At 43.8% G+C, this 18,209-nt stretch carries 18 protein-coding genes; 9 read left to right on the top strand and 9 right to left on the bottom strand.

Annotated features, from left to right (window positions below):
- Position 1 precedes the first annotated feature (1 nt).
- The 3 genes from NYE20_RS03560 to mneS form a co-directional block, all read right to left on the bottom strand.
- Complete coding sequence (locus NYE20_RS03560; RefSeq protein WP_072173425.1) at positions 2–1,198, bottom strand: DUF58 domain-containing protein; 1,197 nt, start codon at positions 1,196–1,198, stop codon at positions 2–4.
- Positions 1,198–2,160, bottom strand: a complete 963-nt coding sequence (locus NYE20_RS03555) for a MoxR family ATPase (protein WP_069837334.1) — start codon at positions 2,158–2,160, stop codon at positions 1,198–1,200. Before NYE20_RS03555 ends, NYE20_RS03560 begins: the two co-directional genes overlap by 1 nt.
- Positions 2,161–2,314: 154 nt before the next feature.
- Positions 2,315–3,187 carry a manganese transporter MneS gene (mneS, locus tag NYE20_RS03550; RefSeq protein WP_070548647.1) on the bottom strand — a complete coding sequence of 291 codons (873 nt, stop codon included), beginning with the start codon at positions 3,185–3,187 and terminating at the stop codon, positions 2,315–2,317.
- Positions 3,188–3,260: 73 nt separating this feature from the next.
- On the opposite strand from mneS, the gene NYE20_RS03545 reads away from it, so the two are divergent.
- The 7 genes from NYE20_RS03545 (at position 3,261) to NYE20_RS03515 (ending at position 9,244) form a co-directional block, all read left to right on the top strand.
- The gene (locus NYE20_RS03545) at positions 3,261–3,548 is read left to right on the top strand and encodes a hypothetical protein (RefSeq protein ID WP_032726737.1); all 288 of its coding nucleotides are present in this window, start codon (positions 3,261–3,263) and stop codon (positions 3,546–3,548) included.
- Positions 3,549–3,585: 37 nt separating this feature from the next.
- A complete protein-coding gene (gene gabP, locus NYE20_RS03540; RefSeq protein ID WP_003233998.1) occupies positions 3,586–4,995 on the top strand; it encodes a GABA permease in 1,410 nt (469 codons plus the stop codon).
- Between the two features lie 151 nt (positions 4,996–5,146).
- Positions 5,147–6,688 (top strand): outer spore coat copper-dependent laccase CotA, encoded by a 1,542-nt coding sequence (gene cotA / locus NYE20_RS03535; RefSeq protein ID WP_029317398.1) that lies wholly within the window; start codon positions 5,147–5,149, stop codon positions 6,686–6,688.
- Between the two features lie 98 nt (positions 6,689–6,786).
- Positions 6,787–7,776, top strand: coding sequence for a DUF4003 domain-containing protein (locus NYE20_RS03530; RefSeq protein ID WP_086344576.1), 990 nt, complete (start codon positions 6,787–6,789; stop codon positions 7,774–7,776).
- A 12-nt stretch (positions 7,777–7,788) separates the two neighbouring features.
- Positions 7,789–8,604, top strand: coding sequence for an alpha/beta hydrolase (locus tag NYE20_RS03525; RefSeq protein ID WP_041851238.1), 816 nt, complete (start codon positions 7,789–7,791; stop codon positions 8,602–8,604).
- A gap of 82 nt (positions 8,605–8,686) precedes the next feature.
- Positions 8,687–8,896 carry a cold-shock protein gene (locus NYE20_RS03520; RefSeq protein WP_003234008.1) on the top strand — a complete coding sequence of 70 codons (210 nt, stop codon included), beginning with the start codon at positions 8,687–8,689 and terminating at the stop codon, positions 8,894–8,896.
- Between the two features lie 189 nt (positions 8,897–9,085).
- Positions 9,086–9,244, top strand: coding sequence for a hypothetical protein (locus tag NYE20_RS03515; protein WP_015382979.1), 159 nt, complete (start codon positions 9,086–9,088; stop codon positions 9,242–9,244).
- Positions 9,245–9,277: 33 nt separating this feature from the next.
- Here the strand turns inward: NYE20_RS03515 and NYE20_RS03510 are convergent, their stop codons facing one another.
- Both NYE20_RS03510 and walM read right to left on the bottom strand, forming a co-directional pair.
- The gene (locus tag NYE20_RS03510; protein ID WP_032726739.1) at positions 9,278–10,324 is read right to left on the bottom strand and encodes a PD40 domain-containing protein; all 1,047 of its coding nucleotides are present in this window, start codon (positions 10,322–10,324) and stop codon (positions 9,278–9,280) included.
- A 65-nt stretch (positions 10,325–10,389) separates the two neighbouring features.
- On the bottom strand, positions 10,390–10,761 hold the full coding sequence (gene walM / locus NYE20_RS03505; protein WP_003234013.1) for a cell wall metabolism protein WalM: 372 nt from the start codon (positions 10,759–10,761) through the stop codon (positions 10,390–10,392).
- Positions 10,762–11,198: 437 nt separating this feature from the next.
- Between walM and bdhA the strand changes: the two genes are divergently transcribed.
- Positions 11,199–12,239, top strand: a complete 1,041-nt coding sequence (gene bdhA, locus NYE20_RS03500) for a (R,R)-butanediol dehydrogenase (protein WP_003234015.1) — start codon at positions 11,199–11,201, stop codon at positions 12,237–12,239.
- A 47-nt stretch (positions 12,240–12,286) separates the two neighbouring features.
- On the opposite strand, the gene iolT is transcribed toward bdhA, so the two are convergent.
- The gene (gene iolT, locus NYE20_RS03495) at positions 12,287–13,708 is read right to left on the bottom strand and encodes a myo-inositol transporter IolT (protein WP_085186965.1); all 1,422 of its coding nucleotides are present in this window, start codon (positions 13,706–13,708) and stop codon (positions 12,287–12,289) included.
- Positions 13,709–14,291: 583 nt separating this feature from the next.
- On the opposite strand from iolT, the gene NYE20_RS03490 reads away from it, so the two are divergent.
- Positions 14,292–15,317, top strand: coding sequence for a potassium channel family protein (locus NYE20_RS03490; RefSeq protein ID WP_161621393.1), 1,026 nt, complete (start codon positions 14,292–14,294; stop codon positions 15,315–15,317).
- Positions 15,318–15,363: 46 nt separating this feature from the next.
- On the opposite strand, the gene NYE20_RS03485 is transcribed toward NYE20_RS03490, so the two are convergent.
- Genes NYE20_RS03485 through NYE20_RS03475 form a run of 3 tightly spaced genes read right to left on the bottom strand, consistent with a single transcriptional unit; the run spans position 15,364 to position 18,155 of the window.
- Positions 15,364–16,335, bottom strand: a complete 972-nt coding sequence (locus NYE20_RS03485) for an SPFH domain-containing protein (protein WP_038827710.1) — start codon at positions 16,333–16,335, stop codon at positions 15,364–15,366.
- Positions 16,336–16,365: 30 nt separating this feature from the next.
- Positions 16,366–17,130, bottom strand: coding sequence for a YgcG family protein (locus NYE20_RS03480; protein WP_128740079.1), 765 nt, complete (start codon positions 17,128–17,130; stop codon positions 16,366–16,368).
- A complete protein-coding gene (locus tag NYE20_RS03475; protein WP_032726741.1) occupies positions 17,130–18,155 on the bottom strand; it encodes a TFIIB-type zinc ribbon-containing protein in 1,026 nt (341 codons plus the stop codon). The genes NYE20_RS03480 and NYE20_RS03475 overlap by 1 nt, the downstream gene beginning before the upstream one ends.
- Positions 18,156–18,209: the final 54 nt, after the last annotated feature.

Genomic DNA, 18,209 nt, shown 5'->3' with positions numbered 1-18,209 from the left:
TCTAAACAACACGCGAAACTCGCCCGCCCCTCATGACCCGAACTCTGATTTGGCGTTTCATCATGCGTTCAATCATGGCATTTTCAGCTTGAGAGAGCTCAGCATCTTTCTCTTTTGCCAGTATCACCGTAACCCGGCCGCCTCCTATTTCTGCGAGGTGCAGCATATCTTCCGTTAACTGTCCCGTGACAACAACTTGATCAGCTTGGCGAACAGATGGCTTTCCCAGCTCTTCCCGTGCATATCGGCTTATCGGGTCTGCCGCATCACAATGAGCGATGGCTAAATGCCGAAGCATGTGCTTAAAATGCTGATCCCCTTCCTGAATAGGGAAAATGTTTTTTTCCTTCCCGATGGAAGCCAGACCAGCACCCGCGCCGTTTTTTAAAACAGAATGAAGAATCGAAGCTGTCACTGAAACGACCTCTTCGAATGCGTCTGAGGAAAAACGGTCCATCAGCAGAAACAGATTTTTGCTGCGAGAAGGCTCAAATTCCTTCGTCATCAGCTGGCTCCGCCGTGCAGATGTCTTCCAATCTAACGCAGCAAACCGGTCTCCCGGCTGATAATTCCGCACACTTGCTGCGACTGAGGAATGGTGCTGATGAATTGGAGAAGAACCGCTTACACCGTCTTCCTGATGCCTCTCATTCACCTGATAGGAAAAACGCTGATAGAATGGATAAACAAACAGGGTATCATCCAGCTCAAAAAATGCAGTTTTTTCAATCAAGCCAAGAACATCCCCGGTTCGCACCCTGACAGAATGAAAGTGATGCTCTCCGCGCGGTACCCGAGCTAATTCATACGACATCGTCATGCTCCGTTTAAACCAAGGAAAAACGAGCCGTTTGGCCGCGGCTCCGTCTCGATTTAATGACTCGATACCTTCTGGCAGGCAATCTTCAATCACCATATACATCAGGGGAAATGGCAGCTTTCTTCTCAGCGTAACCGTTACGCCCAGCCTGTCCCCCGCATGCAATTGTGTTTTATCCATTTGCCTTGAAGCCTGAAAAGAACGGAGCGGATACAAGGCCAACAGCCCGGCATACAAGACAAAAGGGAGAAACGCGTAAAACAAAAACCAGCTGACAAAGCCGCCCTGAAACATCGCATAAGAAAAAACAGCAGCCGTCAATAAAGTTAATATAATCAGCTTCCAACCATATACGAGCCATTGCCATTTCTTATTCATCAGCGGACCGACGACCTTTGAACCGGCACCTTCACAGCTGACATGATCTCCCTTACGATCGCTTCTGCCTGAATCCCTTCAAATTTTGCCTCAGGATGAAGCATCATCCGGTGCGGCAGCGTGAAAGGAGCTAAATATTGAATATCATCCGGTATGACATAGTCGCGATGATGCAGCAGCGCGTATGCCTGTGCCGCTTTCATGAGGGCGATTGAGCCGCGCGGGCTGACGCCTAATTGAACAGAAGGATGCTGTCTCGTTTTCTGCACGATTTCAACGATATATTCCTTAATGCTGTCATCAGCACGGACATTTTGCACTTCCCGCTGTAAACGGATGAAGTCTTCTTTTGCAATAATCGGCTCAAGCGTCTCAATCGGATGGCTTTTTTCCTGAAGAGATAAGACGTCAAGCTCTTCATTAAAGGACGGATAACCCATCCGAAGTTTGAATAAAAAACGGTCAAGCTGAGCTTCCGGCAAAGGATAGGTCCCTTCATATTCGACCGGGTTTTGCGTTGCCATCACAAAAAACGGATCGGCAAGCTGCATCGTATGGCCATCTACCGTGACGCTCCCCTCTTCCATCGCTTCGAGCAAAGCCGACTGTGTCTTCGGAGAGGTACGGTTGATTTCATCGGCCAGCACGATATTTCCCATAATCGGGCCGGGACGATATTCAAATTCCATCGTTTTCGCATTATAGATAGATACCCCTGTTACATCAGATGGCAGCAAATCCGGAGTGAATTGGATTCTTTTGAAATCTGCGCCGATTGACTTTGCCAGCGCGCGGACCATCATCGTTTTTCCGACTCCGGGTACATCCTCAAGCAGCACATGCCCTTTGGCAAGAAGGGCTGCTAAGCTGAGTATGGCGATGTCTCGTTTTCCAACCATTACTCTATTAATATGTTCAACTGCTTTCCCCAGCAAAGGATGCAGGTCTTCTTGATATGCCATTCTTTTCCTCCTAGTCATCTACAAAATTCATCATAATGTAACCTAACTTTACCACAAAAAGCAATCTGTATAAAAAAACGATTCTAGCAAATTGTTTCCAATAAAGCTGGCCAAAACACACAAATAATTGAGCTTCCTGTGGCAGGAAGCTCAATTATTTGTGTTCTAAAGGCTCCATATGAACATGCGAATAATCAATCGCATGCTCCTCCTTCATTCTCCGCTCAATTTCATTGGCTATATCGTGGCTTTCCGTAATATTTAAATCTGCCGATACCTCAACCACCACATCAACATGAACCGTACTGCCCAAGTATCTTGCTTTTATGTCTTTTAAACGGCTCACACCGGAGATTTTTTCGATTGTCTGCTTATAAGCGGAAATGTCCTTTGTGTCGAATCCATCTGTCAAAGAGTGAGATGATTCTTTAAAAATATCCCATGCGGTCTTGCAAATAAGCAGGCCGATCACAAACGCAGTGACCGTATCAATCCAAGCAAGATGGAATTGAGCAGCCACAATGCCGATAAATGTGCCGATACTGACGAATGCGTCTGATTTATTATCAGCAGCCGCAGCAAGGAGCGCCTGGCTCTTCACCTTTTTGGCCAGCCTTTTATTGTACCGGTAAACGATCAGCATCAGGACTGCCCCGCCCGCTGCCGTCCAAGCCGCAATCATATCCGGCGTCTCTTGTTTAGCAGAAAAAATAGATTCTCCGGCGCTGAACAGCACTTGCAGGCCGACAACCATCATAATAAACGATGCGATAAGCGATGCAATCGTTTCCGCTCGAAAGTGGCCGTATGGATGATCTTCGTCAGGAGGCTTTTGAGAGATGCGCAGGCCAATCAGCACAGCAACAGAAGCAATAATGTCAGTTGTGTTATTTAACCCGTCTGCCGTAAGTGCTTCCGAGTGAAAAAGATAACCGATGATCAGTTTAATTGCGGAAAGAACTAGATACGCGGCAATGCTGACCAGCGCTCCGGATTCTCCCTTTTTCAGTTCATCATATCTCTCCATACAAAACCTCCTCCCCGCTCACATTTTCCTATTATTATCTTACAAAGCTGATCCGCAGTGGGTCTACAGAAACATGATTCACCCGCCACAGAAAAATAGTGACGATGGAACACTTTTTCTCTCATCCAATTTATTTGCTCCGCCAAAAAGCCCATCAGATCCAATGACACCAGCGCTTCTCGCATTCTATCGAATTGTAAATAGTACACAAAATCACACAGCAAATAAAAAACGAAACATTTTTTCCACACATTCGCTGAAAGCGCAAACAAAACACTACAAATTTGAAATAAGCTGGTATATTTTCTTACACGAATTTTCGACAAACTGTATATTTATGATAGAGTTTCAATTATCATAATATTCAGTAATGATTGCATTTTAAAAGGAGGTAACTTATGAACCAATCTCAATCAGGATTAAAAAAGGAATTAAAGACCCGCCATATGACAATGATTTCGATTGCCGGTGTAATCGGAGCCGGCCTATTTGTAGGCAGCGGTTCAGTGATTCACTCGACCGGTCCGGGTGCCGTTGTTTCTTACGCGTTAGCCGGATTATTGGTGATTTTTATTATGAGAATGCTCGGTGAGATGTCTGCCGTAAACCCGACGAGCGGATCGTTTTCTCAATACGCTCACGACGCCATCGGACCGTGGGCAGGATTTACAATCGGCTGGCTGTACTGGTTTTTCTGGGTGATCGTCATCGCGATCGAAGCCATTGCCGGTGCTGGCATTATTCAATACTGGTTCCATGATATTCCGCTGTGGCTGACAAGTTTGATCTTGACCATTGTGCTCACCCTGACAAACGTCTACTCCGTTAAGTCTTTCGGTGAGTTTGAATATTGGTTCTCCCTTATTAAAGTTGTGACTATCATTGCTTTTCTAATCGTTGGTTTTGCCTTTATTTTTGGCTTTGCACCGGGCAGTGAGCCAGTCGGTTTTTCGAATCTTACAGGCAAAGGCGGATTTTTCCCGGAGGGCATCAGCTCCGTATTGCTCGGCATTGTCGTTGTCATCTTCTCTTTTATGGGAACTGAAATCGTTGCCATTGCAGCAGGGGAAACATCCAACCCGATCGAATCTGTGACAAAAGCCACCAGATCCGTTGTATGGCGCATCATCGTCTTTTACGTGGGCTCAATCGCCATTGTCGTAGCGCTGTTGCCATGGAATTCAGCAAATATTTTAGAAAGCCCTTTCGTCGCTGTACTTGAGCATATAGGAGTGCCCGCAGCCGCACAGATTATGAACTTTATCGTCCTCACAGCCGTACTCTCTTGCCTGAATTCAGGTTTGTACACCACATCCAGAATGCTGTATTCTCTTGCAGAAAGAAACGAAGCGCCGCGCCGTTTTATGAAATTGAGCAAAAAAGGCGTTCCCGTACAAGCCATTGTGGCCGGGACATTTTTCTCTTATATCGCGGTCGTAATGAACTATTTTTCACCGGATACCGTCTTTTTATTCTTAGTCAACTCATCAGGCGCAATCGCTTTACTCGTCTATCTTGTCATCGCTGTTTCCCAGCTGAAAATGCGGAAAAAACTCGAAAAAACAAACCCAGAAGCATTGAAGATCAAAATGTGGCTCTTCCCTTTCCTAACCTACTTGACCATCATCGCCATTTGCGGAATTTTAGTGTCCATGGCGTTTATTGATTCCATGAGAGACGAGCTGCTGCTTACAGGCGTCATCACGGGAATCGTTCTGATTTCTTACCTTGTGTTCAGAAAACGCAAGGTGAGCGAGAAAGCGGCTGCCAACCCAGTCACACAGCAGCAGCCCGATATCCTGCCTTAATGCTGATCAAATCCTAAACGGCCAGCCGTTTAGGATTTTGTTATTTTCTTTCTCGGGCAGTCTGCAGCACGAAGATTTTTTGTAACCATCACGTCCTTATTGTCATTAACTATAATACCAATTTGGAAAATTTAGATAAGGACAGATGAAAATGACACTTGAAAAATTTGTGGATGCTCTCCCAATCCCAGATACACTAAAGCCAGTACAGCAATCAAAAGAAAAAACATACTACGAAGTCACCATGGAGGAATGCACCCATCAGCTCCATCGCGATCTCCCTCCAACCCGCCTGTGGGGCTACAACGGCTTATTTCCGGGGCCGACCATTGAGGTTAAAAGAAATGAAAACGTATATGTAAAATGGATGAATAACCTACCTTCCACGCATTTCCTTCCGATTGATCACACCATTCATCACAGTGACAGCCAGCATGAAGAGCCCGAGGTAAAGACTGTTGTTCATTTACACGGCGGTGTCACGCCAGATGACAGTGACGGGTATCCAGAGGCTTGGTTTTCCAAAGACTTTGAACAAACAGGACCTTATTTCAAAAGAGAGGTTTATCATTATCCAAACCAGCAGCGCGGGGCTATATTGTGGTATCACGATCACGCCATGGCGCTCACCAGGCTAAATGTCTATGCCGGACTTGTCGGTGCTTATATCATTCATGACCCAAAGGAAAAACGCTTAAAACTGCCTTCAGACGAATACGATGTGCCGCTTCTTATCACAGACCGCACGATCAATGAGGATGGTTCTTTGTTTTATCCGAGCGCACCGGAAAACCCTTCTCCGTCACTGCCTAATCCTTCAATCGTTCCGGCTTTTTGCGGAGAAACCATACTCGTCAACGGGAAGGTATGGCCATACTTGGAAGTCGAGCCAAGGAAATACCGATTCCGTGTCATCAACGCCTCCAATACAAGAACCTATAATCTGTCACTCGATAATGGCGGAGAGTTTATTCAGGTTGGTTCAGATGGAGGGCTCCTGCCGCGATCTGTTAAACTGAATTCTTTCAGCCTTGCGCCTGCTGAACGTTATGATATCATCATTGACTTCACAGCATATGAAGGAGAATCGATCATTTTGGCAAACAGCGCGGGCTGCGGCGGTGACGTCAATCCTGAAACAGATGCGAATATCATGCAATTCAGAGTCACAAAACCATTGGCACAAAAAGACGAAAGCAGAAAGCCGAAGTACCTCGCCTCATACCCTTCGGTACAGCATGAAAGAATACAAAACATCAGAACGTTAAAACTGGCAGGCACCCAGGACGAATACGGCAGACCCGTCCTTCTGCTTAATAACAAACGCTGGCACGATCCCGTCACAGAAGCACCAAAAGTCGGCACAACTGAAATATGGTCCATTATCAACCCAACACGCGGAACACATCCGATTCACCTGCATCTAGTCTCCTTCCGTGTATTAGACCGGCGGCCGTTTGATATCGCCCGTTATCAAGAAAGCGGGGAATTGTCCTATACCGGTCCGGCTGTCCCGCCGCCGCCAAGTGAAAAGGGCTGGAAAGACACCATTCAAGCGCATGCAGGTGAAGTCCTGAGAATCGCGGCGACATTCGGTCCGTACAGCGGACGATACGTATGGCATTGCCATATTCTAGAGCATGAAGACTATGACATGATGAGACCGATGGATATAACAGATCCCCATAAATAATCCGACAAACTTGCCTCTAGCAGGCAAGTTTTTTCTTTATGAAACCTTTGGCCCTATTTATCGTATTACGTAAAAACAGCAAAAAGGAGCTGCTTTTTATGCTGACACACAACCTACATGAAAAAATAAAGCAATACATTTCCATTTATGCTGAATTAAAACCAAAATTAAAATGGAAAGTTTCACACGATCAGATATTAATGCTCATTTCTTCTGCATATATTGTGAATAAAAGAGAGTTTGATTTTCAGCGCTTTTATGATTTGAGCAGCTATATCAAATCAAACATCGGCAGCTTCTCAACACTCAATTCACACCACCGCTTTACTATTGCATCTATTCTGGACATTCATTTTCAGCATGAGGCAAAACAAACATTTCATACTTTTATCGATGTATACAATGAAATGGTGAAGCTAGGATACAAGCGGGATATGTTCACATACCTTTCCGCTCTAATCTTGCTCACCGGCAAATCTGAAACGACAAACCAAAAAGAACAGATGAACATGGGGCTAGCAGTTTATCAGCAGATGAAGAAAAATCATTATTTCCTCACTTCAACTCAGAATGTTCCGCTTGCCGTACTGCTTGGAGAAAACGGAGAAGGTTTGCAGGCGCTACAGAAGGCGGAAACATGCTATCAGCTGCTGGCAGCCAACGGCTTTAAAAAAGGACAGTACTTACATCAGGTCAGCCATATTCTGGCCTTGCAAAGTGAAAAAGAGCCCGAAATGCTTGTTTCCGCTTGCAAACAGATATATCAATCGATCACTGAATCTGTCAAAAAACCAAAGGATTATCATTATCCAGACCTTGCTCTCCTCACATTTCTGGAAGAGCCAGATATCAAAACCGTTTTGTGCATCACTGACGAATTAAACCAGGAAAAAGCTTTTAAACGGCAAAAGGAAATGAATTTTAAAATTGCTGTCAGCCTCTATCTCAGTGAGCATATGGAGAAAAATCTGCTGATGGAATCAGGACTATACACCTCTATCGAAACAGTCATTCAAGCGCAGCAGGCAGCCGCGACAGCTGCCATCATCAGCTCAACAGCAGCCAGCCATACTCATGATGGAAACTAAAGGAGGAGAAACATGCCATACATCACATTAGAAGATCAGACACGCCTTTACTATGAAACACACGGGAGCGGGACGCCGATCCTGTTTATACATGGGGTGCTGATGAGCGGACAATTTTTCCACAAACAATTTTCGGCGCTTTCTGCCAATTATCAATGTATTCGTCTTGATCTTAGAGGACACGGCGAATCTGACAAAGTGCTTCACGGCCACACCATTTCCCAATATGCCCGTGACATAAGGGAATTTCTAAATGTAATGGAGCTTGATCATGTCGTTCTTGCCGGCTGGTCAATGGGCGCTTTTGTCGTATGGGATTATCTCAATCAATTTGGGAATGATAACATTCAAGCCGCTGTGATCATCGATCAATCCGCTTCCGACTATCAATGGGAGGGCTGGGAACACGGTCCATTTGATTTTAACGGCTTAAAAACAGCGATGCACGCCATTCAAACTGACCCGCTGCCTTTCTACGAAAGCTTCATCCAGAATATGTTCGCAGAACCGCCTGCCGAGACCGAAACAGAATGGATGCTGGCAGAAATCCTCAAACAGCCGGCTGCCATTTCTAGCACGATTTTATTTAACCAAACGGCCGCTGATTACCGGGGCACCCTCCAAAACATCAATGTGCCGACATTGCTGTGCTTCGGGGAAGACAAGAAATTTTTCTCTACAGCAGCTGGAGAACACTTGCGCAGCAATATTCCAAACGCGACACTCGTTACCTTTTCTAAAAGCAGCCATTGCCCGTTTTTAGAAGAGCCAGATGCTTTTAACAGCACACTCCTCTCCTTTTTAGATGGGGTTATTGGAAAGTCATAAAGAAAAAGGAATTAGGAGATTAGGGAAAAGTATGAGACAATAAGAAATGTGCAGTAAAATACATGAGGGAAGAAGTGACTTTATGTCTTACTATAACAAACGAAATCAAGAACCGCTGCCAAAAGAAGATGTGAGTACTTGGGAATGCACAAAAGAAGACTGTAATGGCTGGACCCGAAAAAACTTCGCCAGCAGTGATACGCCATTGTGCCCTTTGTGCGGAAGTAAAATGGTCGACGGCATCCGTTCATTAGTGAATCTCCAAAACAACAGCCAAACGAAAACAAGCTAGTTCTTCCCTATAACAAATGCAGTCTCCTGCAAGCAAACAAACCCCGAACGGAGACAAAATTCTATATTTCAGAATAAAAGCCTCTTATTGCAAGAGGCCAAATACGAAGAAAGAAGCCCAAAACTGTAAACGTTTAGGGCTTTTTTGTCTGTTTTAATGGTATAATATGGATATAAGAGGAGGGATAACGTGATCTCAAACCAGCAGCAAAAAGACTTGAAAAAAAGAGCTGCGTTCAAAAAGCTGAATGTTGCAATGAACTTCTATGTTGAACTTCTGTTTTTGTCGGTCCCTCTGATTCATATCTTTAAATGGCTCGGATCATTAGCCCTGCACCTCATCCATTAAAAAAGCCACTCAGCTCATGCCGAGTGGTCTTTATTAGTTAATCACAGAAAAGCTGTTGATGATGCCGTTCGGATTTTCCCATACTTTTTTGAAGGTCTTATTTTCAAGGCTATAGGAATAAATCGTCCGCACCTTAGCTTCACGCCCTGTTTCGTCCTTCAGCTTTTTAGCCCCCTTGGCTTCGGCAAGAAAATAAATGTTCTTCCCATCCTTAGAAAACTGAGGCTGTGCGTCAATTAACAGCTTAAATGATTTCTGATTTGAGATGATGCTTTCATATTTTTTCGTATCCGCATTGAGCATTTGAATAGAAGCGGTTTGCTCCGTTCCTTTTTGCGTATATGATGTGAATAAAATACGTTTATCATCATCAGAAACAGCAATATCGCTGATAAATTGGTTCAGGCTTTTCAGCTCATTAAATTTATGTTGACGGCCTTCCGCAAAATGAATCGTTGTCGGTTCAGGGTCGATGCCCTTTTCGTTTGCTTCATCTGTTTTCTTGTAGTCTTCTTCTACAGAATAATGAAGCAATGCAAATGAATCGTTTTTTTGGTTATAAAAGAAGCTGCTGACGGTGTTATCCTGATCATTAGCGGCAGGATAAAGATTTTTGTACTTTTTCGTTTTCAGATCAAAAGCGGCGATCCGAAAATTGCTTTCGTCCGCTTTTCCTAAGCGGAAATAGATGGTTGAACGGTCCTTAGATAAAAACAAACTGTCCGCACTCTCCGCGCCTTTATAAAGCACCGTCTTTTTATTAGACTTTAGATCCAGTTTAAAAAGCCTCATTTCATTCTGTTCATTATTGCCCGTATAATAGAGCACCTGCTGTTTTTGATCCAAGGCAAATGCCGGATAGCTGGTCAGCTTCTCCTCATGGATCACCTTGTCATTTTCATAATACTTTGTCAGCAGATCCGTATCTGTAATTGAAACCAGCAGCTCATCACCGCTTTCGGTATTGACTGAAACATCAGCAGCCTTCTCATGGCCTTTATCCTTTGCAACATAAAACGCAACCCCCGCGCCAGCTGCCGCTATTATCACTGCTAACAATAATATGATTCTTTTTTTCATCTTTTATCTCCACCAATAGAAAAAGCAAGAATGTGACTTCTTGCTTTCCAGATTATATATGTACATTAATAGCTGTAATGCCCCGCTACTTTACCTTTGCTTAATGGATATCCAAGCGCTTTAAACGCTTTAGGGCTAACATCCAGCACTGCATTAGGCATTCTGCCAACATCATTTTTATAAACCGTAATCACCTTTTTAGGCTTCGCTTTTGCATAAGCTCTGATTTTTGTCCCGTTTCTAGGAACATCAAATCCGATTTTGGTCGCACAATCCCAATGTCCAAGTTTCTTACCTGAAGAGCCTTTTTTCCCGACTCCATTATACCAAGTAATATTTCCGTTCACATGTTTCGCACTGGCATCTGATGAAAAACTAAAAGCTCCCAAAGTACTTCCTACTAAGATAAAAGCGGCTAAAATGACTTTCTTCAACATTTCGTCCCCCTGTTTGTTAACATCTAGGAAGATTATACACGATCAACCAGCTATTTTTTATTTCAATATCCTTACAGTAATGTTACAAAGTCAAAAAAGTTACCTCTGTTAAATTAAACCATGGAAGATTATCCTATTATAATAGCAGTATTAGCGTTATAATTATTGATAGAGTAGTTGTCGCATTCAATATGAACGAACCATTACCGTATTGTTCAAACCAAATTCATAGCTATGTAAACGATTGATACTCTCATATAAAGAAAAAAGAGTGTGCGAGACCCTTTTTTCTTCAAAGTTTCTTTTTTCAAAAAAACGTAGATTATATTATATAAAAATTTCATTTCTTTTTTGGTTTTAAAAATGGCGATTTTGTGAACAGTTCATATTGACCGGTGCGGAATTACTCACATCAAAAGCTATAGGAGTGGTAATCCATGAAGGCAGCAAGATGGCATAACCAAAAGGATATCCGTATTGAACATATCGAAGAGCCAAAAACGGAGCCGGGAAAAGTAAAGATCAAAGTCAAATGGTGCGGCATCTGCGGAAGTGATTTACACGAATATCTGGGCGGCCCGATCTTTATTCCGGTTGACAAACCGCACCCATTAACAAATGAAACGGCACCTGTCACAATGGGGCATGAATTCTCCGGTGAAGTTGTCGAAGTCGGAGAAGGCGTTGAAAATTATAAAGTTGGAGACCGCGTTGTAGTCGAGCCGATTTTTGCTACACACGGCCACCAAGGCGCCTACAACCTTGATGAACAAATGGGATTCCTCGGCTTAGCCGGCGGAGGCGGCGGTTTCTCTGAATACGTCTCTGTAGATGAAGAGCTTTTGTTCAAACTTCCTGATGAATTATCATATGAACAAGGCGCGCTCGTTGAACCTTCTGCAGTTGCTCTATACGCTGTCCGCTCAAGCAAACTCAAAGCAGGCGACAAAGCGGCTGTATTCGGCTGCGGCCCGATCGGACTTCTTGTCATTGAAGCGCTGAAGGCTGCCGGTGCAACTGATATTTACGCTGTTGAGCTTTCTCCTGAACGCCAGCAAAAAGCTGAGGAGCTTGGCGCGATCATCGTTGATCCGTCTAAAACAGACGATGTAGTCGCTGAGATTGCAGAACGTACAGGAGGCGGTGTTGACGTAGCATTCGAAGTCACGGGTGTCCCAGTGGTGTTACGACAAGCCATCCAGTCCACTACAATTGCCGGTGAAACCGTCATCGTCAGCATTTGGGAAAAAGGTGCTGAAATCCATCCGAACGATATCGTAATCAAAGAACGTACAGTAAAAGGAATTATCGGATACCGCGACATCTTCCCGGCTGTATTGTCATTAATGAAAGAAGGCTATTTCTCAGCCGACAAACTCGTAACGAAAAAAATCGTACTAGATGATTTGATCGAGGAAGGCTTCGGGGCTCTTATTAAAGAGAAAAGCCAAGTCAAAATCCTTGTCAGACCTAACTAATTTGAAACCAAAAAGAATCCGCACTCGGGTGCGGATTCTTTTTTTAATTATCCAATCACTTCAGCCCCAGAATCCTTCTTTGCCCCGCCGTGATCATAAGCGCGGAAGTTTTCCTCCAGTTGCTCAAGCGAAAGCCCTTTCGTTTCCGGCAAAAACCTCTTCACAAACAAGACAGAGCAAATTCCTAATCCAACGAAGATAAAGAACGTTGTGGACAGCCCGATGGCTGCCAGCAATATTGGAAACGTGAAACTGACTGCAAAATTCACCATCCACAGACAGAATACCGTAACACCCATTCCCAGTCCGCGAAGGCGAAGCGGGAAAATTTCAGATAGCATCAGCCAAGTCACTGGTGAAATGGCGCCCTGCTGAAAAGCAAGAAATGTGACCGTTAATGACAGGACTACATACGGAAGTGCCGGTGATCCTTCAAGTACAAGTGAGAATATCCCGATTAGCAATAACGCTGTTGTCGTACCGATCAAGCCTGTCATCAGCATCGGCCGGCGCCCCACTCTTCCCAGCAGCCAGATTCCGACGAATGTTGCCAATACCGAAATCACACCATTCGCAATATTTCCGATTAAAGCGGCTTCCGTTTGGAAACCGGAATTTCTTAGAATTTCAGTCCCATAATACATAATCGAATTCACACCTGTAATTTGCTGTACAATCGCAATCCCTAATCCAATAAACACAATACGCCGCACCCATGGGACTGAAAGATCTTTAAACGTCGCTTTTTCAAGCTGATCTTCTTTTTTGAAAGCGAATTCAATTTCTTGCAGCTCAGCTGCTGCCCGTTTTTCATCCCTGATTTTTTTCAATACACGCAAAGCATCTTCTTTTCTTCCTTTAGAAACAAGCCAGCGGGGACTCTCGGGCATTCTGATCATGCCGAAAAACAGGAACAAGGCTGGAAGTGACGCAATGACCAGCATAAACCTCCACACATGGGAGTTGTCTCCCATTGTTGTTCCAAGGATCGCATTAAAAACAAAGGCCAAAAGCTGTCCTGATACAATCATCAATTCGTTCTGCGTCACCATCCGTCCCCTGCTTTCCATAGGAGACATCTCTGCTAAATAGGCAGGCACCGTTACGGATGCACCCCCAACCGCAATACCGAGCACAAAACGGGAAATAATCATGACCGTAACATTTGGAGCAAACGTACACCCAATCGTTGAAATAAAAAATATAACAGCGAGGAACAAAATATTTTTGCGGCGGCCGTTAAAATCAGACATCCTGCCGCCAAACACAGCACCCAGTGCCGCTCCAAAAAGAAGTGAACTGGTGACAAGACCCTCTGTGAAGGCATTGAGATTAAGCTGATCCGGCTCTCCCATATACGGCAAAGCTCCATTGAGCACACCGGTATCATAGCCAAAAAGAAGCCCGCCGAAAGTGGAGACTAAAATAATTGTACGTAAAAATGACATTTGATTGCCTTGTTTATTCATACTGTTTCCCCCAGTCTTTTTCAAAATGCGTATGTCAAAAACTTATTCCAGGGCTGCTGCCTTCCTCACATTTCGTAAGCAGGCTTCAGAAAATAGTTGTTCATGTTTTTATCCAATAACCTCATAACCTTCCCTTCTTTTTAGCATGTCAGTCCCAATGGAAGCGATTTCATTTCTCGCTAAAAGAGCAATGGTCATTTCTTTGTGCATAACCTTGTAAATTTGGCATTTAATAGTCACTTGATAGTTCAATTGTAGTGATATGATAGTGATATTTTTGTTATATCTGATATTATCATAATTATAAAAACGCTTTCAGTCAATATAAATTTCTGAAAATTTTTTACTCTATAAAAGGAAAATCACCAATTCAAGGGGAAAATGAACGTTTTTCTTCATGAAAATGTGTGAATCAAGTCAAAAATCCTGTGATTTTCTGTTCATACCGATAAATGAGTAAGTGTTGGGTAACTTCACCTATTTTTCTCTGTAAAATCAAACATTCGTTCAATTGTTTCAGACTCAAGATAAAAGGAAATAGAGAAGAAAATAAAAGGAGGCTGACTTAAGGGAGGCAACCAAAATGAATGAGGGTTATATCATTGCAGGCCTTTTATTATTGACAGCGGGGATGATTGATTTTTTATGGACCACGTTATGGTTAGAGAGCGGTGCAGGCCCGATCACAAGATGCCTGTCTGCCTGGCTGTGGAAGGGCTGCCGCAAAATCAGCGGTGACCACGCAAAGGTTCTAAGTATGGCTGGTCCTCTGCTGTTATGCCTGACGTTAGTGATATGGATCAGTCTATTTTGGGGCGGGTGGGTTTTGATTTACTCGAGTGACCCTCACTCACTTATGGAAACTCAATCAAAAGAACCGGCTTCCTGGTCAGACCGAATTTATTTTTCCGGCTATGTCATGTTTACATTAGGAAATGGCGACCTCGCTCCGAACGGAGGCCTATGGAAGCTTGTCACGATTATTGAAACAGCTCAAGGACTGCTTACCATCACGTTTTCTGTCACGTATTTGATTTCCGTCTTGAGTGCGGTTAATCAAAAACGCTCCTTTGCCCAAAGTGTATTAAGTCTAGGGCATAACGGAACAGAAATCGTCCATAATGCATGGAATGGCAAAGATTTTCACGACATTGATTTTCTTCTTGTCGCTGCCTCATCAGAACTGGGAAAGCTGACCGCTCAGCATAACGCCTTCCCCATCCTTCATTTTTACCACAGCACGCAGCATCAGGAATCATCCATTATAGCTGTTGCTGTATTGGATGAAGCTCTAACCATTTTCAAATACGGAATTCCTGAACAATATCAGCCGAATCAGCTTCATATCAAAGAAGCGCGCTCAAGTATCAAAAACTATCTGGATACCGTTCATACTGCCTATATCCATCCTGCAGAACAAGCGCCGCCGGAACCAGACATCTCAAAGCTTCAACAATCAGGCATACCGGCTTTATCAAAGCAAACATTTCAAATTGCCGTCAATTCAATAAAGGAACGTCGTCAATTGCTGCTGGGAATTATCCAAGCGGGTGCTCGAAAATGGCCTGTTCAGGAGCAAGCAATAGGTAACGCTTATTCTTCTAAATAAAAAAGTCCCGAGCGCTGATCACTCCGGACTTTTCACTGTATGAGTCTTACACAAGCTTCTGGCCGCAATTCGGACAAAAATTGGCTTCGCCCGTTTTTGTTCCGCAGTTTGGACAGAAATTCGGTTTGCTTCCGCTGCCAGTTGACTGTGGGCCTGATGACTGTGCCTGCTGATTTTGATTCATTTGGTTCATCATCTGATTGGCCATATTCATTCCCATCATCATTCCAGCCATATCCGAAGCCGCTCCGCCTCCGCTCATCTTTCCGGATGCCATTCCATCCGTCATTGATATTTGCTGGTATCTGTTCACATCCCCAACCATACCGTAGGAAGCGTTCTTTGTAATCATATCTTGAACCTCTTGAGGGTAATTAAAGCTCATGATTTGAAAACCAGTGACCGTCATCCCGTCGCTTATTAATTGCATATCTAAGTCCTCTTGAATTCCCTTGGCAATATCAAAAGCGTTTGCTTGAAGATTAAACATATCTTTCCCTTCTCTTGTGATCCACTTCATGAGAAGCTGATCCAGAATAGAAATGATACGGGTTTTAATATCCTCTACAAAATATTGATCTTTCACGCCAGCGATTTTATCAATCAGGCTGATATAGTCCTGCACCTTGAAATTAAATGTGCCGTTTGCGCGAATGGGCATCCCGCCTGGCATTCCCGCTGCCGGAATATTTATCGCCTGTTTTGTTCCCCATCTTACGGTAAATTCCTTCGTATTGACAAACAGCACCTCAGCTCGCATGCCGCTGTTAAAGCCAAACTTAAAGCCCTTTAACGTTGAAAGGAATGGAATAATTTCTGATTCAATATCATAATCGCCATCATCTTGAAAGACTCCTTCAACCCGCCCATTGTTCAAAAAGACAGCATCCTGTCCGGGACGAATGATTAAACGGCTCCCTTTTTTGATTTCACGATTTTTCCATTTATAAAAAATCATATCATCTCTAAATTCTTCCCACTCTACTACATTCGCTAATTGATTTCTGAAAAACGACATTACGCCTCTCCCTTTCTCTATTTCTTACATTTAAAAACTGCCCCGGCTCCCACTGTATGACGTGCCGCCTTTCGTAACACCGCCATCGCTGCCGCTGTCTTTATCTGATGGTTTTCTTTCTCTTGTTACAGTCGTTCTAATATAAGTGTCGTATTGATCAATCACATCAGACGTACGCTGATCCATATATGTATTTCCATTAACCGTTACTTTGCCGCCTGCATGATAAAGCATGATTGAAACCGCAATTCCCCCGACTGCGATGGCAGCAATCAGCTGAAACCACCATGTAAAGAATATGTTGTCGGGGTTTACTCCCGGTTTTATGCCCATATCTTTATAGGAAAGCTGAATATATGTCTCAAAAGCTTCAAAATAATTTTCATTGGATAAATCAGATGAAATCGTATTTCTGATGCTATTGAGCCTGCTGTTGTCCAAATACTGTTCGGCTTTTTTGAAGCCTGCGATAAACACTTCTCTGTTTGTCATATCAATGGTCAGAATGGCTGTACTGCCTTTTCCGTAACGATCATAAAAATCGCCGGTATAGTCTGCAATATCTTCACCGTTTGTGCTTTTGATCGTAATAATGATGAAATCAGTGTCTCTCTTTGCACCCAGCTCTGCCGAGAGAGATTCAAGTTTTCCGATCTCCGTTTTTGACAATAGATGAGCGCGATCGTACACATGCTGCTGCGATTCAGAGGCTCTTGCCGCTTCGATACTCAGTAAAGGCATCATGATGAAAACAGCCAGCACAACAAAGATCGCTTTTCCAAAAAATCTACGCATCAAAATCCGCCTCCCATCATCAATGAGACGAGCTTCAACGCAAGAAATGTCCCGCCTGCTATTCCGCTAAACCATGCCGCCACTTTTCCTCGACTGATCGGCGGCTTTCCAACAACCTTTCCTGTTTGCCCGTTCATCGCAAAGATATGCTCCGCTCTTTCATAATCGTAACTGACCATCCAAACAGGAAGCAAAACGTAAAAGCTGTTCACGTTTTTCGTGTGAATATGTTTTTCCCTCACATTGACTGACGTATATCCGGAAAAAGTAGAATGGATGTATGAATCTATATAACTGCTGATTTTCTCTTTTGCCCTCGGAAAAAGCTCCTCATCGGTATAATTGTACTTTTCCGCAATATAACCGGCCAAATATGCCGTTTGAAAGTCCTTCAGCTCTTCGTATGAATAAGGCTCCAATTTGTCCATTAATTCGTCTTTCATTTTTTCAGAGGCATCGACAGGGATTTTCAAATAATCGAGATTGATATCACGAAACGCTTCAAAGTGCTCTGTTTCCGTGCAAATATAATCCCCTTCTTCATACCGGTGGACCCTGGTACAGTTTGCTCTCACCTGTACTTCACTATTTAAATCAAACATCCAAAACGGAATATACATGCCGGTGATGCTTTTAATGCGATCGGCAGACATGAAACCTCTTGGTGTCAGAAGGCCTTTTTTGCACCACTTTCGAAATGCCTGCTCCGCTTCTTGCTTGCTGATTGTAAATGGAATGACCTTCGCCGGCGCCAAATGTCCTGATAAACGATCGGCAAGTATTGCAGCACCTCCGCAGAAGCTGCACGTCGTTGCTGTCGTTTCAGCTTCCGTGATCAAAACGGCACCGCAGTTTTCACATTGATATTCTTTTGCTTCATCATCAGAAAACCGTGCCGCAATGTTTTCTTTCGGAAGGCTTTCAATATTGTCCTGTCTTCCGCAGCTGCTGCAGGATAACGAGCCGGTTTCACTGTCAAATGCCATATCACTGCCGCAGTTCGGACACTTATAAGATATTATCATTACCGTTCCCTCTCACATCTTATGATAAAATGACGCCGCAGCCGAGAGCTGCGG

It is taken from the genome of Bacillus sp. FSL R5-0416, assembly GCF_037975425.1.
Classification (GTDB): Bacteria; Bacillota; Bacilli; order Bacillales; family Bacillaceae; genus Bacillus; species Bacillus subtilis.
Note: the sequence above shows the minus strand (reverse complement) of the source record. Positions and strands in the feature narration are given on the sequence as shown.

What these genes read in the sequence shown, in the direction of transcription:
- NYE20_RS03560 (WP_072173425.1), bottom strand. Translation starts at nt 1,198, where the DNA reads ATGAATAAGAAATGGCAATGGCTCGTATATGGTTGGAAGCTGATTATA.
- NYE20_RS03555 (WP_069837334.1), bottom strand. Translation starts at nt 2,160, where the DNA reads ATGGCATATCAAGAAGACCTGCATCCTTTGCTGGGGAAAGCAGTTGAA.
- mneS (WP_070548647.1), bottom strand. Translation starts at nt 3,187, where the DNA reads ATGGAGAGATATGATGAACTGAAAAAGGGAGAATCCGGAGCGCTGGTC.
- NYE20_RS03545 (WP_032726737.1), top strand. Translation starts at nt 3,261, where the DNA reads ATGATTCACCCGCCACAGAAAAATAGTGACGATGGAACACTTTTTCTC.
- gabP (WP_003233998.1), top strand. Translation starts at nt 3,586, where the DNA reads ATGAACCAATCTCAATCAGGATTAAAAAAGGAATTAAAGACCCGCCAT.
- cotA (WP_029317398.1), top strand. Translation starts at nt 5,147, where the DNA reads ATGACACTTGAAAAATTTGTGGATGCTCTCCCAATCCCAGATACACTA.
- NYE20_RS03530 (WP_086344576.1), top strand. Translation starts at nt 6,787, where the DNA reads ATGCTGACACACAACCTACATGAAAAAATAAAGCAATACATTTCCATT.
- NYE20_RS03525 (WP_041851238.1), top strand. Translation starts at nt 7,789, where the DNA reads ATGCCATACATCACATTAGAAGATCAGACACGCCTTTACTATGAAACA.
- NYE20_RS03520 (WP_003234008.1), top strand. Translation starts at nt 8,687, where the DNA reads ATGTCTTACTATAACAAACGAAATCAAGAACCGCTGCCAAAAGAAGAT.
- NYE20_RS03510 (WP_032726739.1), bottom strand. Translation starts at nt 10,324, where the DNA reads ATGAAAAAAAGAATCATATTATTGTTAGCAGTGATAATAGCGGCAGCT.
- walM (WP_003234013.1), bottom strand. Translation starts at nt 10,761, where the DNA reads ATGTTGAAGAAAGTCATTTTAGCCGCTTTTATCTTAGTAGGAAGTACT.
- bdhA (WP_003234015.1), top strand. Translation starts at nt 11,199, where the DNA reads ATGAAGGCAGCAAGATGGCATAACCAAAAGGATATCCGTATTGAACAT.
- iolT (WP_085186965.1), bottom strand. Translation starts at nt 13,708, where the DNA reads ATGAATAAACAAGGCAATCAAATGTCATTTTTACGTACAATTATTTTA.
- NYE20_RS03490 (WP_161621393.1), top strand. Translation starts at nt 14,292, where the DNA reads ATGAATGAGGGTTATATCATTGCAGGCCTTTTATTATTGACAGCGGGG.
- NYE20_RS03485 (WP_038827710.1), bottom strand. Translation starts at nt 16,335, where the DNA reads ATGTCGTTTTTCAGAAATCAATTAGCGAATGTAGTAGAGTGGGAAGAA.
- NYE20_RS03480 (WP_128740079.1), bottom strand. Translation starts at nt 17,130, where the DNA reads ATGCGTAGATTTTTTGGAAAAGCGATCTTTGTTGTGCTGGCTGTTTTC.
- NYE20_RS03475 (WP_032726741.1), bottom strand. Translation starts at nt 18,155, where the DNA reads ATGATAATATCTTATAAGTGTCCGAACTGCGGCAGTGATATGGCATTT.